The sequence below is a fragment of the Burkholderia sp. AW49-1 genome (assembly GCF_053427845.1).
This window is the reverse complement of record NZ_JBSAXF010000009.1, coordinates 80,615-102,314: the sequence shown is the minus strand read 5'-3', so window position 1 is coordinate 102,314 and position 21,700 is coordinate 80,615. Positions and strand designations below refer to the sequence as shown.

Here is a 21,700-nt window from a genome sequence, read left to right as displayed (position 1 = left end):
TCGTGCGAATCGTGGGGCACGTTGCCGCGCGCTTGCGCGCACGACAACGGTTTGCTTCAGTTTTCTTCTTCGAGCCAGCAGGTGCCGTGCTGCGCGAGCATCGCGCTCGCCGCGGCCGGCCCCCACGTGCCCGCCGCATACGGCTTCGGCGGCTTCAGCGAGCGGGCCCATTCGTTCAGGATCGGCTCGACCCAGCGCCACGCGGCCTCCTGCTCGTCGCGACGCACGAACAGCGCGAGGCGGCCGTTGATCACGTCGAGCAGGAGGCGCTGGTACGCCTCCATCTGCCCTTCCTTGAAGAAACGGTCGAACGCGAGGTCGAGGTGCACGCTCGCGAGGTTCATCCCTTCGCCGGGCTGCTTCGCGAGACAGTACAGGCGAATCGTCTCGTTCGGCTGCAGCCGGATCACGAGGCGGTTCGAGCCGGCGCGCAGCGCGGTCGGTCCGAGGGCCGAGTGCGGCACCGGCCGGAAGTTGACGACGATCTCCGCGACGCGATCGGCGAGACGCTTGCCGGTGCGCAGGAAGAACGGCACGCCGGCCCAGCGCCAGTTCTCGATCTCGACCTTCAGCGCGACGAAGGTTTCGGTCGGGCTGTCCGGCTTCACGCCCGGCTCGGTCGCGTAGGCCGGCACCTGCGCGCCCTTGATCACGCCCGCATGATACTGGCCGCGCACCGCGACCTTGCCGATGTCGCGCGAATCGACGGGCTTCAGCGCGCGCAGCACGCGCAGCTTTTCGTCGCGCACCGAGTCTGAGTCCATCGAATGCGGCGGCTCCATGGCGACGATCGACAGCAGCTGCAGCAGGTGGTTCTGCACCATGTCGCGCAGCGCGCCCGTATTGTCGTAGAAATCGCCGCGCGCCTCGACGCCGAGCTCCTCGGCGATCGTGATCTGGATGCTCTCGACCCATTCGCGGCGCCACAGCGGCTCGAACAGCGCATTGCCGAAGCGCAGCGCGAGCAGGTTCTGCACCGGCTCCTTCCCGAGGTAGTGGTCGATCCGGTAGATCTGGTCTTCCGCGAAGATCTCGCCGACCGCGTCGTTGATCGCGTTCGACGAGCGCAGGTCGTAGCCGAGCGGCTTCTCGAGCACGATGCGCGCGCCTTCGTTCAGCCCGACCGACGCGAGCGCCTTGCAGATCGGCACGAACAGCGACGGCCCCGTCGCGAGATAGAACACGCGGATGCCGGGAAGTTGCGCGACCGCGTCGCGCAGCACGACGTAGTCCTCCGCGCGACCGAGGTCGAGCTTCACGTATTCGATGCGTTCGAGGAAGGATTTCCACGCGGTGTCGTCGAAGGCCTTGCCGGCCGCCTTCGCCGCGTGCGGCTTCACATGCGTGTCGACCCACTCGAGATAGCCGGCCCGATCCGATTCGTGCCGCGCGACGGCAACGATCCGGCCGCTTTCCGCGAGCATGTTGCCGCGGTGCGCTTCGAACAGCGCGGGCAGGATCTTGCGCATCGACAGGTCGCCGGTGCCGCCGAAAAGTACGAAGGTAAAGCTGGAATCGGTATGCATGTGTCTCCGCCGGTTGGGGTGCTGGGAAGCGATCCGTAGTGCGATAAAAATATTTTTGACACTGAATTGTAGTTTAACTACAATCCGCCGCAAGGGGTAGCACCTGGGTGAAGAAAAAAAGAAGTGCGGTCGATGAACTGCGCGAGCTTCGCCTTCGGGAACGCCTTGTGCCGAATGTTATCGGACATTGATGGTGCGCATCGTCCGCGCCCCGTCGCCCCCGGGCTCGCGCCGCGGCATCGCGGCGGGCCAGAAACACAAAGAGGAGACACGCCGTTGAATCTCGATTCACGCTTTCTGTAAGAGCCCGGCCGGTCATCGGCCCCGTACGCTGCATGCGTCCCGCGGCTCGATTTCCCCGTCGTTTATCAAGAAGCCGGTTCCCCCTCAGGGAACTTCACGAGTTGATTCAGTCTGGAGGAGATAAGTAATGAAAGTTCGCTCGATCATGGGCGCGCTCTGCGCCGCGGGTCTGATGGCTGGCGCCGTGGCGGCGCAGGCGGCCGAGAATGTAACCGTGCTGCACTGGTGGACCTCGGGCGGCGAGTCGAAGGCCGTCGGCGTGCTGAAGGACGACGTGCAGAAGCAGGGCTACGTGTGGAAGGACTTCGCGGTCGCGGGCGGCGCCGGCGCCGCGGCGATGACCGCGCTGAAGACCAAGGTGATCAGCGGCGACGCACCGTCGGCCGCGCAGATCAAGGGCCCGCTGATCCAGGACTGGGCAGACCAGGGCGTGCTCGTCAACATCGATTCCGCCGCTGGCGACTGGAAGCAGAACCTGCCGCCGGAAATCGACAAGATCATCAAGTACAAGGGCCACACCGTCGCCGCGCCGTTCTCGGTGCACCGTGTGAACTGGCTCTATATCAACAAGGCCGCGCTCGACAAGGTCGGCGCGAAGGTGCCGACCACCTGGCCGGAGTTCTTCGCGGTGGCCGACAAGCTGAAGGCCGCGGGCATCCAGCCGGTCGCGATGGGCGGCCAACCGTGGCAGGACCTGACGCTGTGGGAAGACGTCGTGCTGTCGCAGGGTCCGGCGTTCTACAAGAAGGCGCTGGTCGATCTCGACCAGGCGACGCTGACGTCGCCGCAGATGCTGTCCGTGTTCGACACGGTGCGCAAGATCCAGGGCTACTTCGATACCGGCCGTAACGGCCGCGACTGGAATCTCGCGACCGCGATGGTCATCAACGGCAAGGCCGGCATGCAGTTCATGGGCGACTGGGCGAAGGGCGAGTTCGAGAACGCCGGCAAGAAGGCGGGCAAGGACTACATCTGCGCGCCGGTCCCGGGTACGGCGAATTCGTACACGTTCAACGTCGACTCGTTCGTGTTCTTCCAGCAGAAGGGCCAGAAGGACGCGACGCCGGGCCAGATCGCGCTCGCGAAGACGATCATGACGCCGGGCTTCCAGGAGCAGTTCAGCCTGCTGAAGGGCTCGGTGCCGGTGCGCCTCGGCGTGAAGATGGACAAGTTCGACGACTGCGCGAAGAAGTCGTACGCCGACGAGCAGACCGCGATCAAGTCGGGCGGCTTCGTGCCGTCGCTCGCACACGGGATGGCGCAGGGCGACGCAACGGCCGGCGCGATCACCGACGTCGTGACGAAGTTCATGAACTCGCAGCAGGATTCGAAGAGCGCGGTCGCCGCGCTCGCGAAAGCCGCGAAGGTGAAGTAAAGCGCGACAGGCGCCCGGCCGGAAACGCTTCGTCGGCCGGGCGTTTTTGCAAGTGCAGCAAACGGGCTCGCCCGCGGGCCCGTGCCGTACCCGGCGCCGGCCCGGCCTGCGCACCCTCGTTCCAGGAGTCGAATCAAGTGGCTGCCCCTCTTAGCGGAAACGGATCCGGCGCTGCCGCCGCACGGCGCACGTCGCCGCTGTCGGCCTTCGCCGATCGCTGGATCCCGAAGCTCGTGCTTGCGCCGAGCCTCGCGATCGCCGTGGTGTTCATCTACGGCTTCATTCTGATTACCGGCTATCTGTCGCTGACCAACTCGCGGCTGTTGCCGAACTATGAATTCGACGGCTTCGGCCGTTACACGGACCTGTTCCAGAACGACGTGTGGTGGACCTCCGCCGCGAACCTCGGCTGGTTCGGGATTCCATTCATTGCGATCTGCGTCGCGCTCGGGCTGTTCCTCGCGATCCTGCTCGACCAGCGGATCCGCAACGAAGGCGCGCTGCGCGCGATCTTCCTGTATCCGATGGCGCTGTCGTTCATCGTCACGGGCACCGCATGGCAGTGGATCCTGAACCCGGGCCTCGGCCTGGAGAAGGTGATGCACGACTGGGGCTGGACGAGCTTCTCGTTCGGCTGGCTCGACGATCCGGACAAGGCGATCTTCTGTATCGTGATCGCCGCCGTGTGGCAGTCGACCGGCTTCGTGATGGCGCTGTTCCTCGCCGGGTTGCGCGGCGTCGACGCCGAGATTTTCAAGGCCGCGCAGGTCGACGGCGCGACGCTGCCGACCATCTACCGCAAGATCGTGATCCCGAGCATGCGCCCCGTGTTCTTCTCGGTGCTGCTGATTCTCTGCCACATCACGATCAAGACCTTCGACCTGGTGGTCGCGTTGACGGCGGGCGGCCCCGGCACATCGTCGTCGCTGCCGGCCATGTTCATGTACACGTTTTCGTTCAACCGCGGCCAGCTCGGGCTCGGCGCGGCGTCGTCGGTGATGATGCTCGCGACCGTGGTCGCCGTGCTGGTGCCGCTGATGTATATGGAATCGAGGAGCACCCGCAATGCAGCCTAAGATGACGATCAGCCGGGCAGTGATCTATGCGGCGCTGATCCTGTTCGCGCTGTATTTCCTGTTCCCGATCTACGTGATGCTGTCGACGTCCTTCAAGGATCTCGACCAGTTGCGTACCGGCAACCTGCTGACGCCGCCGACGCACTGGACCGTCGATCCGTGGGTGAAGGCGTGGAGCGGCGCGTGTACCGGCGTGCGCTGCGACGGCATGAAGCCGTTCTTCCTGAATTCGCTGCAGATGGTGATCCCGGCCGTGCTGATCTCGTCGCTGATCGGCGCGTTCAACGGCTACGTGCTCACGCACTGGCGCTTTCGCGGCGCGGATGCGCTGTTCACGATGATGCTGGTCGGCTGCTTCATTCCGTTCCAGGTGATCCTGCTGCCGATGGCGCGCCTGCAGGGGATGCTCGGCCTCGCCAACACGATTCCGGGCCTCGTGTTCGTGCACGTCGTGTACGGGATCGCGTTCACGACGATGTTCTTCCGCAACTTCTACGTGAGCGTGCCTGCCGAGCTGGTGAAGGCCGCGCGCATCGACGGCGCGGGCTTCTTCACGATCTTCACGAAGATCCTGCTGCCCGTGTCGCTGCCGATCTTCATGGTGTGCCTGATCTGGCAATTCACGCAGATCTGGAACGACTTCCTGTTCGGGATCGTGTTCTCCGGCGTCGACTCGATGCCGATCACGGTCGCGCTGAACAACCTCGTCAACACGTCGACGGGCGTGAAGGAGTACAACGTCGACATGGCCGGCGCGATCATCGCCGCGCTGCCGACGCTGCTCGTCTACGTGGTCGCCGGCCGCTACTTCGTGCGCGGGCTGACGGCGGGCGCGGTGAAGGGGTAAGCGCGGATTCATCCGATACGACGAACCGGCCGCGCACGACGCGCGGCGCATCGAAACGAACCCGACGCGGCGCCGCAGTGCGCCGCGCGAGACGAGACAGAGGATTCACAGCATGGCAAGCCTTTCCATCCGTGACGTGTACAAGACCTACCCGAACGGGGTGCCGGTCCTGAAGGGTGTCGACATCGAGATCGAGGACGGACAGTTCCTGATCCTGGTCGGCGGGTCGGGCTGCGGGAAGTCGACGCTGCTCAACATGATCGCCGGCCTCGAGACCGTGACGAGCGGCGAGATCTGCATCGACGGCAAGGTCGTGAACGACCTGTCGCCGAAGGATCGCGACATCGCGATGGTGTTCCAGTCGTACGCGCTGTATCCGTCGATGACGGTGCGCGAGAACATCTCGTTCGGCCTGAACATCCGCAAGGTGCCGAAGAGCGAGCAGCAGCAGATCGTCGAGCGTGTGTCGGCGATGCTGCAGATCCAGCATCTGCTCGACCGCAAGCCGGGCCAGCTGTCGGGTGGCCAGCGCCAGCGTGTCGCGATGGGCCGTGCGCTCGCGCGCGATCCGTCGCTGTTCCTGTTCGACGAACCGCTGTCGAACCTCGATGCGAAGCTGCGCATCGAGATGCGCGCGGAAATCAAGCTGCTGCACCAGCGCCTCGGCACGACGATCGTCTACGTGACGCACGACCAGATCGAGGCGATGACGCTCGGCGACCGGATCGCGGTGATGAAGGACGGTGTGGTCCAGCAGTTCGGCGCGCCGCAGGAAATCTACGATTCGCCGTCGAACCTGTTCGTCGCGGGCTTCATCGGCGCGCCGCCGATGAACTTCATCAACGGCAAGCTGGTCGAGCAGGGCAGCGGGATCGCGCTCGAGATCGACACGGGCCTCGCGCGTGGCGCGCTGAACCTGCCGTTCGACGCGAAGCGGATGAACGGACACGTCGGCCGCGAGGTGATCCTCGGCCTGCGTCCGGAGCGCATCACCGACGTGCGTAACGCGCACCACGGCGAGACGTCGCAGCTGCAGCCGATCGACGTGCGCGTCGACGTGACGGAGCCGACCGGGCCGGACACGCACGTGTTCGCGCAGGTCAACGGCAAGCGGATCGTGAGCCGCGTGCATCCGGCCGCGAATCCGCAGCCGGGGCAGACGCAGTCGCTGCTGTTCGACGTGTCGAAGGCGGTGCTGTTCGATCCGGCGTCGGAAGAGCGGATCGCGTGAGGTCGCGTATGCGCTGAACGAAAGAGAAGGGGCCGTCTCGAACGGCCCCTTTTCGGTTTGGCGTGCCGGCGATGCGCGGCGGTATCGCGGTGTCAGTGCGGTGTCAGTGCGGCAACCGCACGTCGAACTTGAACGTCGCGAGCCGCGCGACGAGGATGAAGCCGGTCGCGAGCAGCACGCTGTACACCGAATCGAACTGAAGCCACGCGAGCAGCAGGTAGAACCAGCAGCCGATGAACGCGCAGGTCGCGTACGGCCGCGAATCGCGCAGGATCAGCGGGATGTCGTTGCACAACACGTCGCGGATGATCCCGCCGACCACGCCCGTGATCACGCCCATCATCACCGCGATGAAGCGCGGCATCTCGGCATCGAGCGCGATCGCGGTGCCGGAGATGCTGAAGATGCCGAGCCCGATCGCGTCGGCCACCAGCAGCAGCCGCTCGGCCGACAGCCGCGACAGCATCCGCAGCACGAACGGCGCGAACAGCGCGAGCACGAAGATCGCGATCACGTAGTCGTCGTGCACGACCCAGTAGAACGGCCGGCGCTCGAGCAGGATGTCGCGCAGCGTGCCTCCGCCGAACGCGGTGGCGAGCGCGACGACGAACGTGCCGACCGAGTCGAGCCGGTTCTTGCGTGCCTCGATGAAGCCCGAGATCGCGAACGCCAGCGTCGCGATCGCTTCCAGCACCGCGATCGCGAGCGTCAGCCTAGGATGCGGCACGCGGCCCCCGATCGGCGGGCGCCGCGAGCGGCTGCAGCAGCACGAGCACCGCGCCCGCGCCGCCGTCGTGGCTGCGCGCCTCGCAGAACGCGATCACTTCTTCCTTCTGCACGAGCCACGCGCGCACCTTGCCCTTCAGCACGGGTTCCTTGCCGATCGAGCCGAGCCCCTTGCCGTGAATCACGCGCAGGCACCGCAGCCCCTTCTTGCCGGCCTCGCGGATGAATTCCGCGAGCGCGTCGCGCGCTTCGTCGCGCCGCATCCCGTGCAGGTCGAGCTGCGCCTGCACGATCCATGCGCCGCTCCTCAGCTTGCGCACGACGTCGCGGCTGATGCCGGGGCGGTGGTAGTACAGCGATTCGTCGCTGTCGAGCAGCGTCTCGGGATCGAATTCGTCCGACAGCGTCGCATTCAGCACGTCTTCCTCGTCGCGCCGAGTCTGCTTCGGCACCGGGTCGGGCGGAGTGCGGCCGGACTTCGCGCGCGGCGGCGCGTTCAGCGGCCGGATCGCGCCGATTTCGTTGCGGAACAGGTTCGCGTCGGCCTCGGCCTGGCGGGCGGCCTTCGCGGTTTCGACGCGGGTGCGCTCGCGGCGGTCGGCTTCGCCTTGCAGCGACTTGCGCAACGCGCCGAGGCCGGCCAGACCCTGGCCGCGCAGCGCGGCTGCGTCGGGCGCGGGCGGCGGCGCGGCGGGCGCTGGGTTCGACGGACGGGCGGCGATCTGCCGCTTCGCGGGATCGCTCGGATGGGGCTGGTTCTTTGCCATGATTCGGTAACCGGGCAGGCGCGTTCGGACGCGCGGGCACAAAAAAGCCGCTGCACGGCGGCAGCGGCTTTCCGGTCGAGCCCGCTTCGCGGCAGCGGACGCCATTGTAGCGCCCGGCGCGTGAAGGCCTGGCGCTTACTTCTTGTCGTGCAGGCTTTCGAGGTAGCGCTGCGCGTCGAGCGCGGCCATGCAGCCCGTGCCGGCGCTCGTGATCGCCTGACGATACACGTTGTCCTGCACGTCGCCGGCGGCGAACACGCCCGGCACGCTGGTCGACGTCGCGTTGCCTTGCAGGCCGCTCTTCGTCAGGATGTAGCCGTCCTTCATCTCGAGCTGGCCCTGGAACAGGTCGGTATTCGGCTTGTGGCCGATCGCGACGAACACGCCCTGCACGCTGAGGTCCTGCTTCTCGCCGGTCTTCACGTTCTTGATGCGCAGGCCCGTGACGCCCGATTCCTCGCCCGTCACCTCGTCGAGCACGTGGTCCCACTTGATGTCGACGACGCCTTCCTTTTCCTTCTCCAGCAGACGGTCGATCAGGATCGGCTCGGCGCGGAACTTGTCGCGGCGGTGGATCACCGTGACCTTCTTCGCGATGCCCGTCAGGTAGAGCGCTTCCTCGACGGCCGTGTTGCCGCCGCCGATCACCGCGACTTCCTGGTTGCGATAGAAGAAGCCGTCACAGGTCGCGCAGGCCGACACGCCCTTGCCCATGAATGCTTCCTCGGAAGCCAGGCCGAGATACTGCGCGGACGCGCCGGTCGCGATGATCAGCGAGTCGCACGTGTATTCGCCGGAGTCGCCGATCAGTCGGATCGGCTTTTCGTGCAGTTTCGCGGTGTGGATGTGATCGAATACGATTTCGGTGTTGAAACGCTCGGCGTGTTCCTGGAAGCGCGCCATCAGTTCCGGGCCTTGCACGCCCTTCGCGTCCGCCGGCCAGTTTTCGACGTCGGTCGTGGTCATCAGCTGGCCGCCCTGCGCGATGCCGGTGATCAGCACCGGGGACAGGTTGGCGCGTGCCGCGTAGACGGCAGCCGTGTAGCCGGCGGGGCCGGAACCGAGAATCAGGACTTTGGCGTGTTTGGGCGTGGACATGTGCGAATCCGTAAAAGGCGGCCGCGGCGGGCGGGGTAGGCCCGCCGTACGATCCGGGTTGACCGGGATGCCGTCATAGATGGGTATCAGACGCGCATTATAAAGGCCCCGTTGCTGCGCTGCCGAACGAGAGTTTCAATCGTGGCGATAGCATTGCCCGGCGGTCGCTTCGGCGCCCCGGCCCTCTTATGTAACCGTCATTTACACTTGACGCCCCGGTGCAGCGTTTACAATAAGCGCGATCGAACGACAGGCGGGCGCGCGGCCCGTCCTCTTTATACGGATTCATGGCAAAAGCTCCTTATTCCGCCCAGGCACAGGCGTTGCCGCACCGGATGTCGAAGCTCCTCACGGAGATCCGCTGGATTCTCCAGGTCGCGCTCTGCGCCTTTCTGGTGATGGCCCTGTTGAGCTACAGCCGGCGCGATCCGAGCTGGACGCACGCCGCGCAGGTGGACCACATCTCGAACTGGGCCGGCCGCGTCGGCGCGTGGACGGCCGACATCATCCTGCTGCTGTTCGGCCTGTCGGCCTACTGGCTGATCGTGCCGCTCGGGCGGCGCATCGCGGTCAACTACCGGCGCATCACGCGTCATGAGGCGGTCGCCGACGAGCCCGAGCGGCCGATCGGCTGGCTCACCGAGATCTTCGCGTTCGTGCTCGTCGTGCTCGCGTGCGACGGCATCGAGGCGCTGCGGATGTGGTCGCTGAAGGTGCAACTGCCGCGCGCACCGGGCGGCGTGATCGGCGAGGCCGTGGCGGGTGCGATGTCGCATGCGTTCGGCTTCACCGGCGGCACGCTGCTGCTGCTGATCCTGCTCGCGATCGGCCTGTCGCTGTATTTCCGCTTCTCGTGGCTGTCGGTCGCCGAGCGCGTCGGCGGCGCGATCCTGTCCGCCGTCAACGTCGCGAAGCTGCGCCGCGAGGCCGAACGCGACCGCAAGCTCGGCGAGGCCGCGGCCGTGCGCCGCGAAGGGAAGGTCGAAGAGGAGCGCGTGCGCATCGAGGATCACGAGCCCGTGACGATCGTGCCGCCGGTCGTTACGCCGGCGAAGTCCGAGCGCGTCGAGCGCGAGCGCCAGGTGCCGCTGTTTACCGACCTGCCGGGCGATTCGACGCTGCCGCCGGTGTCGCTGCTCGATCCCGCGCCGAAGACGCAGGAAGCGATTTCCGCCGATACGCTCGAATTCACGTCGCGCCTGATCGAGAAGAAGCTGAAGGACTTCGGTGTCGAGGCGAGCGTCGTCGCCGCGTATCCGGGCCCGGTCGTCACGCGCTACGAAATCGAGCCGGCCACCGGCGTGAAGGGCAGCCAGATCGTCAACCTCGCGAAGGATCTCGCGCGTTCGCTGTCGCTCGTGTCGATCCGCGTGGTCGAGACGATCCCCGGCAAGAATTACATGGCGCTGGAGCTGCCGAACCAGCGCCGCCAGACGGTCCACCTGTCCGAGATCATCGGCTCGGAAGTCTATGCGGCGGCGTCGTCGGCGCTGACGCTGAGCCTCGGCAAGGACATCGGCGGCAAGCCGGTATGCGCGGATCTGGCGAAGATGCCGCACTTGCTGGTCGCCGGCACGACCGGTTCGGGCAAGTCGGTCGGGATCAACGCGATGATCCTGTCGTTGCTTTACAAGGCCACCGCGGAGCAGGTGCGCCTGATCCTGATCGATCCGAAGATGCTCGAAATGAGCGTCTACGAAGGCATTCCGCACCTGCTGTGCCCGGTCGTCACCGACATGCGCCAGGCCGGCCATGCGCTGAACTGGACCGTCGCGGAGATGGAGCGCCGCTACAAGCTGATGAGCAAGCTCGGCGTGCGCAATCTCGCGGGCTACAACAACAAGATCGACGACGCGGCGAAGCGCGAGGAAAAGATTCCGAACCCGTTCAGCCTGACGCCGGACGATCCCGAACCGCTCGGCCGCCTGCCGAACATCGTCGTCGTGATCGACGAGCTTGCCGACCTGATGATGGTCGTCGGCAAGAAGGTCGAGGAACTGATCGCGCGGATCGCGCAGAAGGCGCGCGCGGCCGGCATCCACCTGATCCTCGCGACGCAGCGTCCGTCCGTCGACGTGATCACCGGCCTGATCAAGGCGAACGTGCCGACGCGGATCGCGTTCCAGGTGTCGTCGAAGATCGACTCGCGCACGATTCTCGACCAGATGGGCGCCGAATCGCTGCTCGGGATGGGCGACATGCTGTACCTGCCGCCGGGCACCGGGCTGCCGGTGCGCGTGCACGGCGCGTTCGTCGCCGACGACGAAGTGCATCGCGTCGTCGACAAGCTCAAGGAGCAGGGCGAGCCGAACTACGTCGAAGGGCTGCTCGAGGGCGGCACCGTCGACGGCGACGAGGGTTCGGCCGGCGCGGGAACCGGCGAAGGCGGCGGCGAGTCTGATCCGTTGTACGACCAGGCGGTCGAGATCGTCATCAAGAACCGCCGCGCGTCGATTTCGCTCGTGCAGCGCCATTTGCGGATCGGCTACAACCGCGCGGCGCGGCTGCTCGAACAGATGGAACAGTCGGGGCTCGTATCGGCGATGTCGTCGAGCGGCAACCGCGAAATTCTTGTGCCGGCGCGCGACGCGGAATGAGTCCGCGGCGCCTGCAGCGCCGGCCACCCAGGGAGAAAACCGCAACATGCAGCAACTTTCGTTCGTCCCTTCCCTTCGTTCGACGCGGCGCTGGCTCGGCGCGGCGTTCGCCGGCGCATCGCTGATGCTCGCGGCGACGCACGCGTTCGCGGGCGGCACCGAGCAACTGAAGGCCTTCGTGTCGCAGGTGCGTTCCGCGAAAGGCGATTTCACGCAGCAGATCGTCAATGCGCCGGCCAAGGGCGCGAGCGCCGCACAGGCCACGCCGAAGCCGAACGACAACTCGAGCGGCACGTTCGTGTTCTCGCGTCCGGGCAAGTTCATCTGGACGTACCAGAAGCCGTACCAGCAGGTGCTGCAGGCCGACGGTGACAAGCTCTTCGTGTACGACCGCGACCTGAACCAGGTCACCGAGCGCAAGCTGAATGGCGCGCTGGGCGCGAGCCCGGCTGCGATCCTGTTCGGCAGCAACGATCTCGACAAGAACTACACGCTGCGCGACGCCGGCGAGAAAGGCGGCATCGAGTGGCTGGAGATGCTGCCTAAGGCGCAGGACACGCAGTTCCAGCGGATTGGCATCGGTTTCCGCAACGGCACGCTCGCCGCGATGGAATTGCACGACGTGTTCGGCAACGTCACGCTGCTCACCTTCACGAACATCCAGACGAACCCGCCGCTGAAGAGCGATGCGTTCAAGTTCGTCGTGCCGAAGGGCGCGGACGTGATCAACGGCTGATCGGTACCGCACCATTTTCCCGACACGGGCCTGCCGGCGACGGCAGGCCCGTGTTGTTTTGGGGCGCGGGCACTGGGCGCGGGCATCCGGCCCGGCGGCGCCGTCGTGCGGCTGTCATAATGTCGGGTCCGGCGGCCGGTTCGGCCGCCATCGTTTGATCTGGAGCGAGGGTTCATGTCCGACCTGTTTCAAGTCGAGCCGCGCCGGCCGCTCGCCGAGGCGCTGCGGCCGAAGACGCTCGCCGAGGTGATCGGCCAGACGCATCTGCTGGGCGAAGGCAAGCCGCTGCGGCTCGCGTTCGAATCCGGCAAGCCGCATTCGATGATCCTGTGGGGGCCGCCCGGCGTCGGCAAGACGACGCTCGCGCGCCTTACCGCGCTCGCGTTCGACTGCGAGTTCATCGCGCTGTCCGCGGTGCTCGGCGGCGTGAAGGACATCCGCGAGTCGATGGAGCAGGCGAAGGACACGCTGAACCGCACCGGCCGCCACACGATCCTGTTCGTCGACGAAATCCACCGCTTCAACAAGGGGCAGCAGGATGCGCTGCTGCCGTTCGTCGAGTCGGGGCTCGTGACCTTCATTGGAGCGACGACCGAGAACCCGAGCTTCGAAGTCAACTCGGCGCTGCTGTCGCGGGCGCAGGTGTATGTGCTGCAGTCGCTGAACGACGACGAGATGCGTCAGCTGCTCAAGCGCGCGCAGGAAATCGCGCTCGACGGCCTCGCGTTCGACGACAAGGCGATCGATACGCTCATCGGTTATGCCGACGGCGACGCGCGGCGCTTCCTGAACCTGCTCGAGCAGGCGCAGACGGCCGCATCGTCCGCCAGGGTCACGACCATCGATGCCGATTTCGTCAGCAGCGCGATGACGCTGAACGCGCGGCGCTTCGACAAGGGCGGCGACAACTTCTATGACCAGATCTCGGCGCTGCACAAGTCGGTGCGCGGTTCGAGCCCGGACGGCGCGCTGTACTGGTTCTGCCGGATGATCGACGGCGGCGCGGATCCGAAATATCTCGCGCGCCGGATCGTGCGGATGGCGTGGGAAGACATCGGCCTCGCCGACCCGCGCGCACTGCAGGTGGCGAACGACGCGGCCGAGACCTACGAGCGGCTCGGCTCGCCGGAAGGCGAGCTGGCGCTCGGGCAGGCGGTGATCTATCTCGCGTGCGCGGCGAAGAGCAACGCGGGCTACAACGCGTTCAACCAGGCGATGGCGTTCGTGAAGCAGGACAAGTCGCGCGAGGTGCCCGTGCATCTGCGCAATGCGCCGACCAAGCTGATGAAGGAACTCGGCTACGGTCACGCATATCGCTACGCGCACGACGAGCCGAATGCCTATGCGGCCGGCGAGTCGTACCTGCCGGAAGGGATGCGCGAGCCGCGCTGGTACAAGCCGGTGCCGCGCGGGCTCGAATCGAAGATCGCCGACAAGCTCGCGTGGCTGCGCGAACTCGACCGCGAGGCCGGCAAGAAGGACTGACCGGCCGCGCGCGGCCTGGAGCGCGTCAGCGCTTGCGGGGGCCCGGCCGGCGCTGCTGTCCCACGCTGGGCAGCAGCGCCGCGCAACGCGCTTCGCGGGCCGTCGACGCGCAACCGGCGAAGCGATATTCCCACGCCCGTCGCGCGTTTGCGGCACTGTCCATCCGGCCAGTGCCGTGGCGGCCCCGCGGTGCGTTAGAATTCCCGTCTTACACAACGATTTTCCAAGTCCTCCCATGCTCGACATCCAGTTGCTGCGCAAAGACCTCGACGGCGTCGCGAAGCGCCTCGCCGATCGCGGCTACACCCTCGACGTCGCCGCGTTCTCCGCGCTCGAAGCGGAACGCCGTGCGATCCAGACCCGTACCGAAGAGCTCCAGGCACGCCGCAACAGCCTGTCGAAGCAGATCGGCGCGATGAAGGGGAAGGGCGAGGACACGTCGGCCGTCATGGCCGAAGTCGGCGGGATCGGCGACGAGATGAAGGCGTCGGAGGCCAAGCTCGGCGAGATCCAGACGCGCCTGTCCGACCTGATGCTGGGCATGCCGAACATCGCGCACGAAAGCGTGCCGGTCGGCAAGGACGAGGCCGACAACGTCGAGGTGCGCCGCTGGGGCACGCCGCGCGAGTTCGACTTCGAGGTGAAGGATCACGTCGACGTCGGCACGCCGCTCGGCCTCGATTTCGAAACCGGCGCGAAGCTCGCCGGTGCGCGCTTCACGATGCTGCGCGGCTCGATCGCACGCCTGCACCGCGCGCTCGCCCAGTTCATGATCGACACGCACACGCTGCAGCACGGCTACAGCGAGACGTACACGCCGTACATCGTGAACCCCGAAATCCTGTACGGCACGGGCCAGCTGCCGAAGTTCGCCGACGACATGTTCCGCGTCGAGAAGGGCGGCGCCGAAAACACGATCACGCAGTACCTGATCTCCACGTCCGAGATTTCACTGACGAACACCGTGCGCGAATCGATCGTCGAAGGCGCCGCGCTGCCGATCAAGCTGACCGCGCATTCGCCGTGCTTCCGTTCGGAAGCCGGTTCGTACGGCCGCGACACGCGCGGCATGATCCGCCAGCACCAGTTCGACAAGGTCGAGATGGTACAGGTCGTCGCGCCGGACGCTTCGTACGCGGCACTCGACGAGATGGTCGGCCACGCGGAAGCGATCCTGCAGAAGCTCGGCCTGCCGTACCGCGTGATCACGCTCTGCACGGGCGACATGGGCTTTTCCGCCGCGAAGACGTTCGACCTCGAAGTGTGGCTGCCCGCGCAGAACACCTATCGCGAGATCTCGAGCTGCTCGAACACCGAGGCGTTCCAGGCGCGTCGCATGCAGGCACGTTTCCGCAACGCGCAGGGCAAGCCGGAACTCGTGCATACGCTGAACGGTTCCGGCCTCGCGGTCGGTCGCACGCTCGTGGCCGTGCTGGAGAACTACCAGAACGCCGACGGTTCGGTCACGGTGCCGGAGGCACTGCGTCCGTACATGGGCGGCATGGAGCGAATCGAAGCGCCTGCGCAGGCGTCGTGAGATCGCTCCGCGATCGGTCTTCGAATGCCCTGCAAAAAATTTGCAAAAAGGGCTTGTGAGTTTCAAAGAGATCGTTCTATAATCTTTTCTTTCCCGGACACGACCAACCGGGAAATGAGGCAGCAAGGAAGGAGAGGTGGCAGAGTGGTCGAATGTACCTGACTCGAAATCAGGCGTACGGTTTCCCCGTACCGTGGGTTCGAATCCCACCCTCTCCGCCAAAATACGAAGCCCCGTGATCCGGAAGGATCACGGGGTTTTTCGTTTGGGCCGCGCGTGGGTGAGCGCTGTGTCGATGGCGGTGTACGATAGCGCGCAGGCGTTGGGGGCGGCCACACGAACCACAGAAAAGCCACGATGAGAGCGAGCACGCGAATCTGGGGGATGCTGACCGGGGCGGTATTGCTGACGGCGCTTGCCGCCGGCATGTGTGTCATGCACGCGGATTGGGTCGTGAATCCTGGCAGCGTCGTCGAGTTCGCGCAGCACGTCGCGCTCGGGTTTGCGGCAAGCGCGTTCCTTGCCGTGCTGTCTCGTGTGCGCCGCTATCGCGACATCACGCGAACGCTGCGCTGTCGCGAATTCGCATTCGCGCTTTTGAGCGTGGCGTTGCTCGCAACGCTCAGCGCGGCCGTCGCCGTGCTCGATTATCTTTGCGTGGCGATCGCGCCGCCGTCGATCGAGAGCCATCTCGTTCGCTTCGATGCGATGCTTGGTTTCCATTGGCCGGACCTGTACCAATGGGTGACGGCGCAAGCCGGCCTGCACCGTGTGCTCGACCTCGCGTATCGCAGCGGCATGCCGCAACTGCTTGCGGTGCCGTTCATCCTCGCGGCGGTCCGTCGCGTCGACGATCTCGTCGAGTTCGTCGCGCAGTTCATGTTCGCGGTGATCGTGGTCGTGCTCGTCTCCACGCCGTTCCCCGCCGCCAGTGCGTTCATCCATTTCGGCATCACCGACCCGGGCACCGCATCGACGGTGACGCACTACGGCCTGTTGCGCAGCGGGCAGCTCCGTCAACTGAATCTGGCCGACGCGCAGGGGCTCGTGTCGTTGCCGTCGTTTCACGTGATGCTGGCGCTGCTGTTCGCGTATGCGGTGCGGCATGTCCGCTACGTGTTTCCGGCTGCGATCGTGCTGAATGCGGTGATGATCGCGTCGACGCCGACGCAGGGCGGCCACTATCTCGCCGACGTGCTCGCCGGGATCGTGTGCGGCGCGCTGTCGATCGCTGCGGTGCGTCGCTGGATGGGCGGTCGACGCGCGATCGAGGCGGCCGGACCGCACGCGGCAAGCCCGACCTGATTGCGCGACGCCACAGTCGCAACCTCCCCTTGCTTGCCGGGGGGGGGGGGGCCGGTTCATCACGCGTCGCCGAACCGCCGCCCTCCTCGCGGCCGCTCCGGCGGAATCTCGCTGCCGATGTCCTGCTTCAGCCTTGGTTTCGCGCGCCGTTAACAGTGGGCGGCGGCGAGTGCCTTTTGCGTCGTCGCCGTTTCCCGTCGATTCAAGGTCCCATGAAGCTGAGCTACAAGATTCCCCTCGCATTCGCCGTTGCGCTGCTGCTGATGTTCTGCGGCGCGCTGTACGGCATCCGCATCCTCAATCGCTCGATCGATACGTTCGCGAACGACGTGCAGACCCGGGTCGCCGACGAGCGGCTCGTGTCGGCCACGCTCGTGCAGTTCAAGCTGCAGGTCCAGGAATGGAAGGACACGCTGCTGCGCGGCAAGCAGCCCGACAAGCTCGACAAGTACTGGCAGGCATTCCAGACGCGCGAGCGCACGGTCGATACGCTCGCCGCGCGGCTCGTGAACCAGTTGCCGCCCGGCGAGAGCCGTACGCTCGTCGAAGAGTTCATGCGTGCGCATGCGGCGATGGGCGACGGCTACCGGCGCGGGTTCGACGCATTCAAGGCAGCTGGCTTCGAGCCGACGGCCGGGGATGCGGCCGTCGCGGGCGTCGACCGTGCACCTGCCGCGCTGCTCGAGCGCGCGGCGAAGGCGATTGCCGACGAGAGCGCCGCCGTGTCGGCGCAAGCGAGCCGCGATGCGAGCCACGCCACCGCGGCGAGCGTCGTGCTGATGCTGATCGTACTCGGCATCGCGATGATCGGTGCGTTCCTGTTCAGCCGCGCGATCCTGCGGCCGCTCGATCGCGCCGTGGCCTGTGCGCAGGCGGTAGCGGGCGGCGACCTGACGCGCGATGTCGACGCGGCCGGTCGTGACGAGATCGCCGATCTGCTGCGGGCATTGCGGACGATGCAGGCCAGCCTGTCGGGCGTCGTGCTCGAGGTACGGACGCATGCCGAAGCCGTCGCGACCGCGAGCGCGCAGATCGCGGCGGGCAATCATGATCTGTCGTCGCGCACCGAGGCGCAGGCTGCGTCGCTCGAGGAAACTGCCGCCAGCATGACCGAACTGACGGGTAGCGTGCGTCAGTCGGCCGAGCACGCGCAGCACGCGGCGCAGCTGGCGCAGGATGCATCGGACATCGCGTCCGCGGGCGGCGGCGTGATGACCGACGCCGTCGACACGATGAGCGGGATCGCCGCCAGCGCGGCGAAGGTCGGCGAGATCATCGCGGTCATCGACGGCATCGCGTTCCAGACCAACATCCTCGCGCTGAACGCCGCGGTCGAGGCGGCGCGCGCCGGGGAGCAGGGGCGCGGCTTCGCGGTCGTCGCGTCGGAGGTGCGCACGCTCGCGCAGCGCAGCGCGGCGGCCGCGAAGGAGATCAAGGCGCTGATCGAGCAATCGACGCGGCGGGTCGACGAGGGCGCCGTGCTGATCGCGCGCGCGGGCGAATCGATCCACGAGATCGTCGGCGCGGTGCAGCGGGTCACGTCGATCGTCGGCGAGATTTCATCCGCATCGCAGGAGCAAAGCGGCGGGATCCAGCAGGTGAACGTCGCGGTCACGCAGATGGACGAGGCGACACAGCGCAACGCGGCGCTGGTCGAACAGGCGTCGGCCGCGACGCAGGCGCTGGCCGAGCAGGCGAGCGCGCTGCGACACGCGGTCGCCGTGTTCAGGCTGCCGCAGGCCGCGTGACGATATCGCGGACCGCGACCGCATCGTCGAGCATCACGCCGCGGCCGAATACTGCGCGAGCACGCGCGCGCGGATCGACGGCTTGATGTTCGATTGCGCCATGTTGCCGCCGTAATGCGCGACGACACGCGGATTCATCACGCGATACCAGAGCGGCGGCACGTACGCGAACAGGATCATCGTCGCGTAGCCGGCCGGCAGCTGCGGCGAGTCGTCGAAGTGGCGCAGCGCCTGGTACGAGCGAGTCGGGTTCGCGTGATGGTCGGCGTGCCGCTGCAACTGATACAGGAACAGGTTGGTGACGACGTGATTGCTGTTCCACGAATGCTGGGGCGTGCAGCGTTCGTAGCGGCCGCTCGGCAGCTTGCGGCGGCCGAGCCCGTAGTGTTCGACGTAGTTGACGACTTCGAGCAGCGACGCGCCGTACACGGCCTGGATCACGAGGAACGGGATCACGGCCTTGCCGGCCATCGCGATCGCGATGCCCCACACGACGACGGTCATCGCCCACGCATGCAGCACCTCGTTGCGCCAGGTCCACGGCGAATGCCCGAGGCGCTCGAGGCGCACCGTCTCGAGCCGCCAGGCCGAGCGGATGCTGCCGGTCACGGTGCGCGGCAGGAATGCCCAGAACGATTCGCCGTAGCGCGCGCTCGCCGGATCCTCGGCCGTCGCGACGCGCACGTGATGGCCGCGATTGTGCTCGACGAAGAAGTGCCCGTACGCGACCGGCGCGAGCGTGACTTTCGCGAGCCAGCGCTCGAAGCGGTTGGTCTTGTGCCCGAGTTCGTGCGCGGTGTTGATCGAGATGCCCGTCGCGGCGCCGAGCGACAGCGCGAAGCCGACGTAGTCGTACCACGCGAGCGCATGCGTGCCGACGATCCACACGCACATGAAGAACGCGATGTATTCGACCAGCGTCGCGAGATAGACGATGTAGCGGTAGTAGCGCTCGCGTTCGAGGTGCGGGACGGCGGCTTCGGGCGGATTGTCGCGATCGTCGCCGATCAGCGTATCGAGAACCGGGATCACGCCGAACGCGAACAGCGGGCCGAACCACCAGAACACGTGAAGGCCCGTCGACAGTGCGAGCTGGGCCGAGAGGATCGGTAGCGTGATCGTCACCGCTCCGAGCAGCCATAGATAACGTTTGCCATCCGACCAGCCCGAGGCCGATGCGTCGGTCATTGCCATTGTCTCCCTCCTTGTCGGGGCCGGCTCCCGCGTGTGCGGGCGCGGCGGCCGGGTGACGCGTTTGTCGTCCTTCGAATCGTCGTGGGTCCGCGGCGCGGCGCGCGGCACCGGATCGGTGGTCCGGTTGTGCCAGTTATACGACCGTCGCGCGCGCTTTCCAAACCCTCGCGCTAGGCGTGCAACTCCAAACGGTGGACCGTGCATGACACCGGTCGGGAAGGGCCGGCATGGGGCGATTGAAACAGGCCGACGTGCGCCGATCCGCCCGCGCGGCCTCCGTTCTCATCAGATGAATGCGTGGTGCGACGCGCGCATGCATTCAGCGGCGACGTCCGCAACGAATGTTGCGATGCAGCAGGGGTGGCGCGACACCGCCCGGCCGCGCGGTTCTTTTGCATACATATGTAACGAACCATTACGGCCTCGACGACGAAATGCGGCACCCTTGCCGCATGAGCCCCATGCATGGCAAGGCAAGCGAGGCGACGCCTCCTGTCTCGCAATTCGGGTTGCATGCGTTGCCGCACGTCGACGCATTGATGCTGCACCTGCACACCGGTGCGTGCGCGACATCTGTTGCCTTTCGATCGGCGCTGCCATTTGAAAATTACGATTTGACTCATGCCCCGCTTTCGGTTGAAGCTAGTAGCTTGCTGTCCGAAGGGGGCTGTGCCTGCATGAGTTCGACCTTGACCGTTCGTCGTATCGCTGCCGACCAAGGCCGCGTGTATCGCGAACTCCGCGCCGCATCGCTGCGCGAGCCCTACGCGCCCGGCGAAGCGCCGGAGGCCGAATTGCTGAACGTCGATTCCGACGCGGCGGCGGCCGTCGCCGCGCTGCGTGCCGCGTCCGACGAGTCGACGACTTTCCTGCTGTATACCGAAGGCCATCCGGCCGGCATGATCGGCGCGTATTTCGACAATACGCCCGAGCGGCGCGCGTTCGTCAGCGAGCTGTGGGTCGCGCACGCGGTCCGTCACCTGCGCGGCGGCGTGCTGTTGCTCGAAACGGCCACCGCGTGGCTGGCCGAACGCGGTGCGCAGGACGTCTACGCATGGATCGCCGACGCGAACCGCAACGCGATCCGTTTCTACGAACGCGCGGGTTTCGGCAACACGGGCGAACATGCGCCGATCGCGCGGATGCCCGGCGCGATGAAGTCGTTGTTCGTGTCGCACGTCAACACGCCGTGACGCATGAATCCGCCGGTCGCACGGTGCGATGAAGGCCCGGCCGCCCGTTCGACTGCCCGCCTGCCGGTTGCGCGTTCGCCGCGACCGTCGCCCCTCGGTTCCCCAAAAATAATGGCTGCACGCGTGGACGCCTGTAAAATACGCAAAAATTTTTTGCAGAGTGTCCATGTCGCTTAAAAAATCGCCATTCTTCGAGCTGCGCAGCGGATCGGTCGATACGTTGCTGTTCACCGTGAAGACGACCGATCTCGACGCGTTGCGTACCGAACTGGTCAAGCGCTTCGAAGCGACTCCCGAGTTTTTCGCCGACGATGTCGTCGCGATCGACGTCCGCCGCCTCGCGGACGGCGAACGCGTCGCGCTTGCCGACATCCGCCAGATGCTGAACGACGTGCGGATGCGCCCGGTGGGCGTCGTCGCGCTTGCCACGCAGGATTGGGCGGGGGAAGCCGGCCTGCCGTTGCTCGAGGCGCGCGACCGCCGCGTGTCGACCGCGAAGCCGGCCGAGGAAGCGGAACCGGCGCCTGTCGTTGCCGCGGCCGCTGCCGTGGCGGGCGAACCGGCACCGGAACCCGCGCCGACGCCGATTCCGGCGGGCGGACAGACGCTGGTGATCGACCGGCCGCTGCGTTCGGGGCAGCAGATTTACGCGAAAGGGGACCTCGTGGTGCTCGCGCCGGTCAGTCACGGCGCCGAGATCATCGCGGAAGGCAACATCCACATCTACGCGCCGTTGCGCGGCCGCGCACTCGCGGGCGTGCACGGCAATCACGACGCGCGCATTTTCTGCACGTGTCTGGAGCCGGAACTGATTTCGATCGCGGGTATCTATCGAACGACCGAGAACCCGTTGCCCGCCGACATACTGGGCAAATCGGTGCAGATCCGGCTCGAAGAGGAAAAACTGATGATCGAACCGCTGCGCCTGACGTGATTCACGCGGCACGCTCCGGATC

17 protein-coding genes and 1 tRNA gene are annotated in these 21,700 nt (G+C 66.3%); 13 read left to right on the top strand and 5 right to left on the bottom strand.

Annotation, left to right across the window (positions count from 1 at the left end):
* Positions 1-56: 56 nt before the first annotated feature.
* Positions 57-1,526 (bottom strand): glucose-6-phosphate dehydrogenase, encoded by a 1,470-nt coding sequence (zwf, locus tag ACV22W_RS16270; protein ID WP_059530188.1) that lies wholly within the window; start codon positions 1,524-1,526, stop codon positions 57-59.
* Positions 1,527-1,956: 430 nt separating this feature from the next.
* Here zwf and ACV22W_RS16265 point away from each other — a divergent pair, with 430 nt between their 5' ends.
* The 4 genes from ACV22W_RS16265 to ACV22W_RS16250 all read left to right on the top strand — a co-directional run bounded on the left by ACV22W_RS16265 (position 1,957) and on the right by ACV22W_RS16250 (position 6,358).
* Complete coding sequence (locus tag ACV22W_RS16265; RefSeq protein WP_448020441.1) at positions 1,957-3,204, top strand: ABC transporter substrate-binding protein; 1,248 nt, start codon at positions 1,957-1,959, stop codon at positions 3,202-3,204.
* A 137-nt stretch (positions 3,205-3,341) separates the two neighbouring features.
* On the top strand, positions 3,342-4,280 hold the full coding sequence (locus ACV22W_RS16260) for a carbohydrate ABC transporter permease (RefSeq protein WP_059530184.1): 939 nt from the start codon (positions 3,342-3,344) through the stop codon (positions 4,278-4,280).
* Positions 4,270-5,127, top strand: coding sequence for a carbohydrate ABC transporter permease (locus ACV22W_RS16255; protein WP_059448153.1), 858 nt, complete (start codon positions 4,270-4,272; stop codon positions 5,125-5,127). Before ACV22W_RS16260 ends, ACV22W_RS16255 begins: the two co-directional genes overlap by 11 nt.
* A gap of 112 nt (positions 5,128-5,239) precedes the next feature.
* The gene (locus tag ACV22W_RS16250) at positions 5,240-6,358 is read left to right on the top strand and encodes an ABC transporter ATP-binding protein (protein WP_059530181.1); all 1,119 of its coding nucleotides are present in this window, start codon (positions 5,240-5,242) and stop codon (positions 6,356-6,358) included.
* 103 nt (positions 6,359-6,461) lie between these two features.
* Here the strand turns inward: ACV22W_RS16250 and ACV22W_RS16245 are convergent, their stop codons facing one another.
* The 3 genes from ACV22W_RS16245 to trxB form a co-directional block, all read right to left on the bottom strand.
* A complete protein-coding gene (locus ACV22W_RS16245; RefSeq protein WP_059530178.1) occupies positions 6,462-7,085 on the bottom strand; it encodes a trimeric intracellular cation channel family protein in 624 nt (207 codons plus the stop codon).
* Positions 7,072-7,851, bottom strand: a complete 780-nt coding sequence (locus ACV22W_RS16240; RefSeq protein WP_059690782.1) for a Smr/MutS family protein — start codon at positions 7,849-7,851, stop codon at positions 7,072-7,074. Before ACV22W_RS16240 ends, ACV22W_RS16245 begins: the two co-directional genes overlap by 14 nt.
* A 135-nt stretch (positions 7,852-7,986) precedes the next feature.
* Positions 7,987-8,949 carry a thioredoxin-disulfide reductase gene (trxB, locus tag ACV22W_RS16235; protein ID WP_059530173.1) on the bottom strand — a complete coding sequence of 321 codons (963 nt, stop codon included), beginning with the start codon at positions 8,947-8,949 and terminating at the stop codon, positions 7,987-7,989.
* A 287-nt stretch (positions 8,950-9,236) separates the two neighbouring features.
* Between trxB and ACV22W_RS16230 the strand changes: the two genes are divergently transcribed.
* From ACV22W_RS16230 to ACV22W_RS16200, 7 genes are all read left to right on the top strand, one after another.
* Positions 9,237-11,546 (top strand): DNA translocase FtsK, encoded by a 2,310-nt coding sequence (locus tag ACV22W_RS16230; RefSeq protein ID WP_448020439.1) that lies wholly within the window; start codon positions 9,237-9,239, stop codon positions 11,544-11,546.
* A 46-nt stretch (positions 11,547-11,592) separates the two neighbouring features.
* Complete coding sequence (gene lolA / locus ACV22W_RS16225) at positions 11,593-12,282, top strand: outer membrane lipoprotein chaperone LolA (RefSeq protein WP_448020437.1); 690 nt, start codon at positions 11,593-11,595, stop codon at positions 12,280-12,282.
* 174 nt (positions 12,283-12,456) lie between these two features.
* A complete protein-coding gene (locus tag ACV22W_RS16220) occupies positions 12,457-13,767 on the top strand; it encodes a replication-associated recombination protein A (protein WP_014897797.1) in 1,311 nt (436 codons plus the stop codon).
* A gap of 235 nt (positions 13,768-14,002) precedes the next feature.
* A complete protein-coding gene (gene serS / locus ACV22W_RS16215; RefSeq protein WP_223962443.1) occupies positions 14,003-15,304 on the top strand; it encodes a serine--tRNA ligase in 1,302 nt (433 codons plus the stop codon).
* A gap of 130 nt (positions 15,305-15,434) precedes the next feature.
* Positions 15,435-15,525, top strand: a tRNA-Ser gene (locus ACV22W_RS16210).
* 136 nt (positions 15,526-15,661) lie between these two features.
* On the top strand, positions 15,662-16,609 hold the full coding sequence (locus tag ACV22W_RS16205; protein WP_448020436.1) for a phosphatase PAP2 family protein: 948 nt from the start codon (positions 15,662-15,664) through the stop codon (positions 16,607-16,609).
* A 212-nt stretch (positions 16,610-16,821) separates the two neighbouring features.
* Positions 16,822-18,357, top strand: a complete 1,536-nt coding sequence (locus ACV22W_RS16200) for a methyl-accepting chemotaxis protein (protein ID WP_448020435.1) — start codon at positions 16,822-16,824, stop codon at positions 18,355-18,357.
* Positions 18,358-18,390: 33 nt separating this feature from the next.
* On the opposite strand, the gene ACV22W_RS16195 is transcribed toward ACV22W_RS16200, so the two are convergent.
* Entirely contained in the window at positions 18,391-19,551 is a 1,161-nt protein-coding gene (locus ACV22W_RS16195; protein WP_448020432.1) for an alkane 1-monooxygenase, read from the bottom strand.
* Positions 19,552-20,165: 614 nt separating this feature from the next.
* Between ACV22W_RS16195 and ACV22W_RS16190 the strand changes: the two genes are divergently transcribed.
* Both ACV22W_RS16190 and minC read left to right on the top strand, forming a co-directional pair.
* Complete coding sequence (locus ACV22W_RS16190; protein ID WP_448020431.1) at positions 20,166-20,744, top strand: GNAT family N-acetyltransferase; 579 nt, start codon at positions 20,166-20,168, stop codon at positions 20,742-20,744.
* A gap of 166 nt (positions 20,745-20,910) precedes the next feature.
* The gene (gene minC / locus ACV22W_RS16185; protein WP_448020429.1) at positions 20,911-21,678 is read left to right on the top strand and encodes a septum site-determining protein MinC; all 768 of its coding nucleotides are present in this window, start codon (positions 20,911-20,913) and stop codon (positions 21,676-21,678) included.
* Positions 21,679-21,700 lie beyond the last annotated feature (22 nt).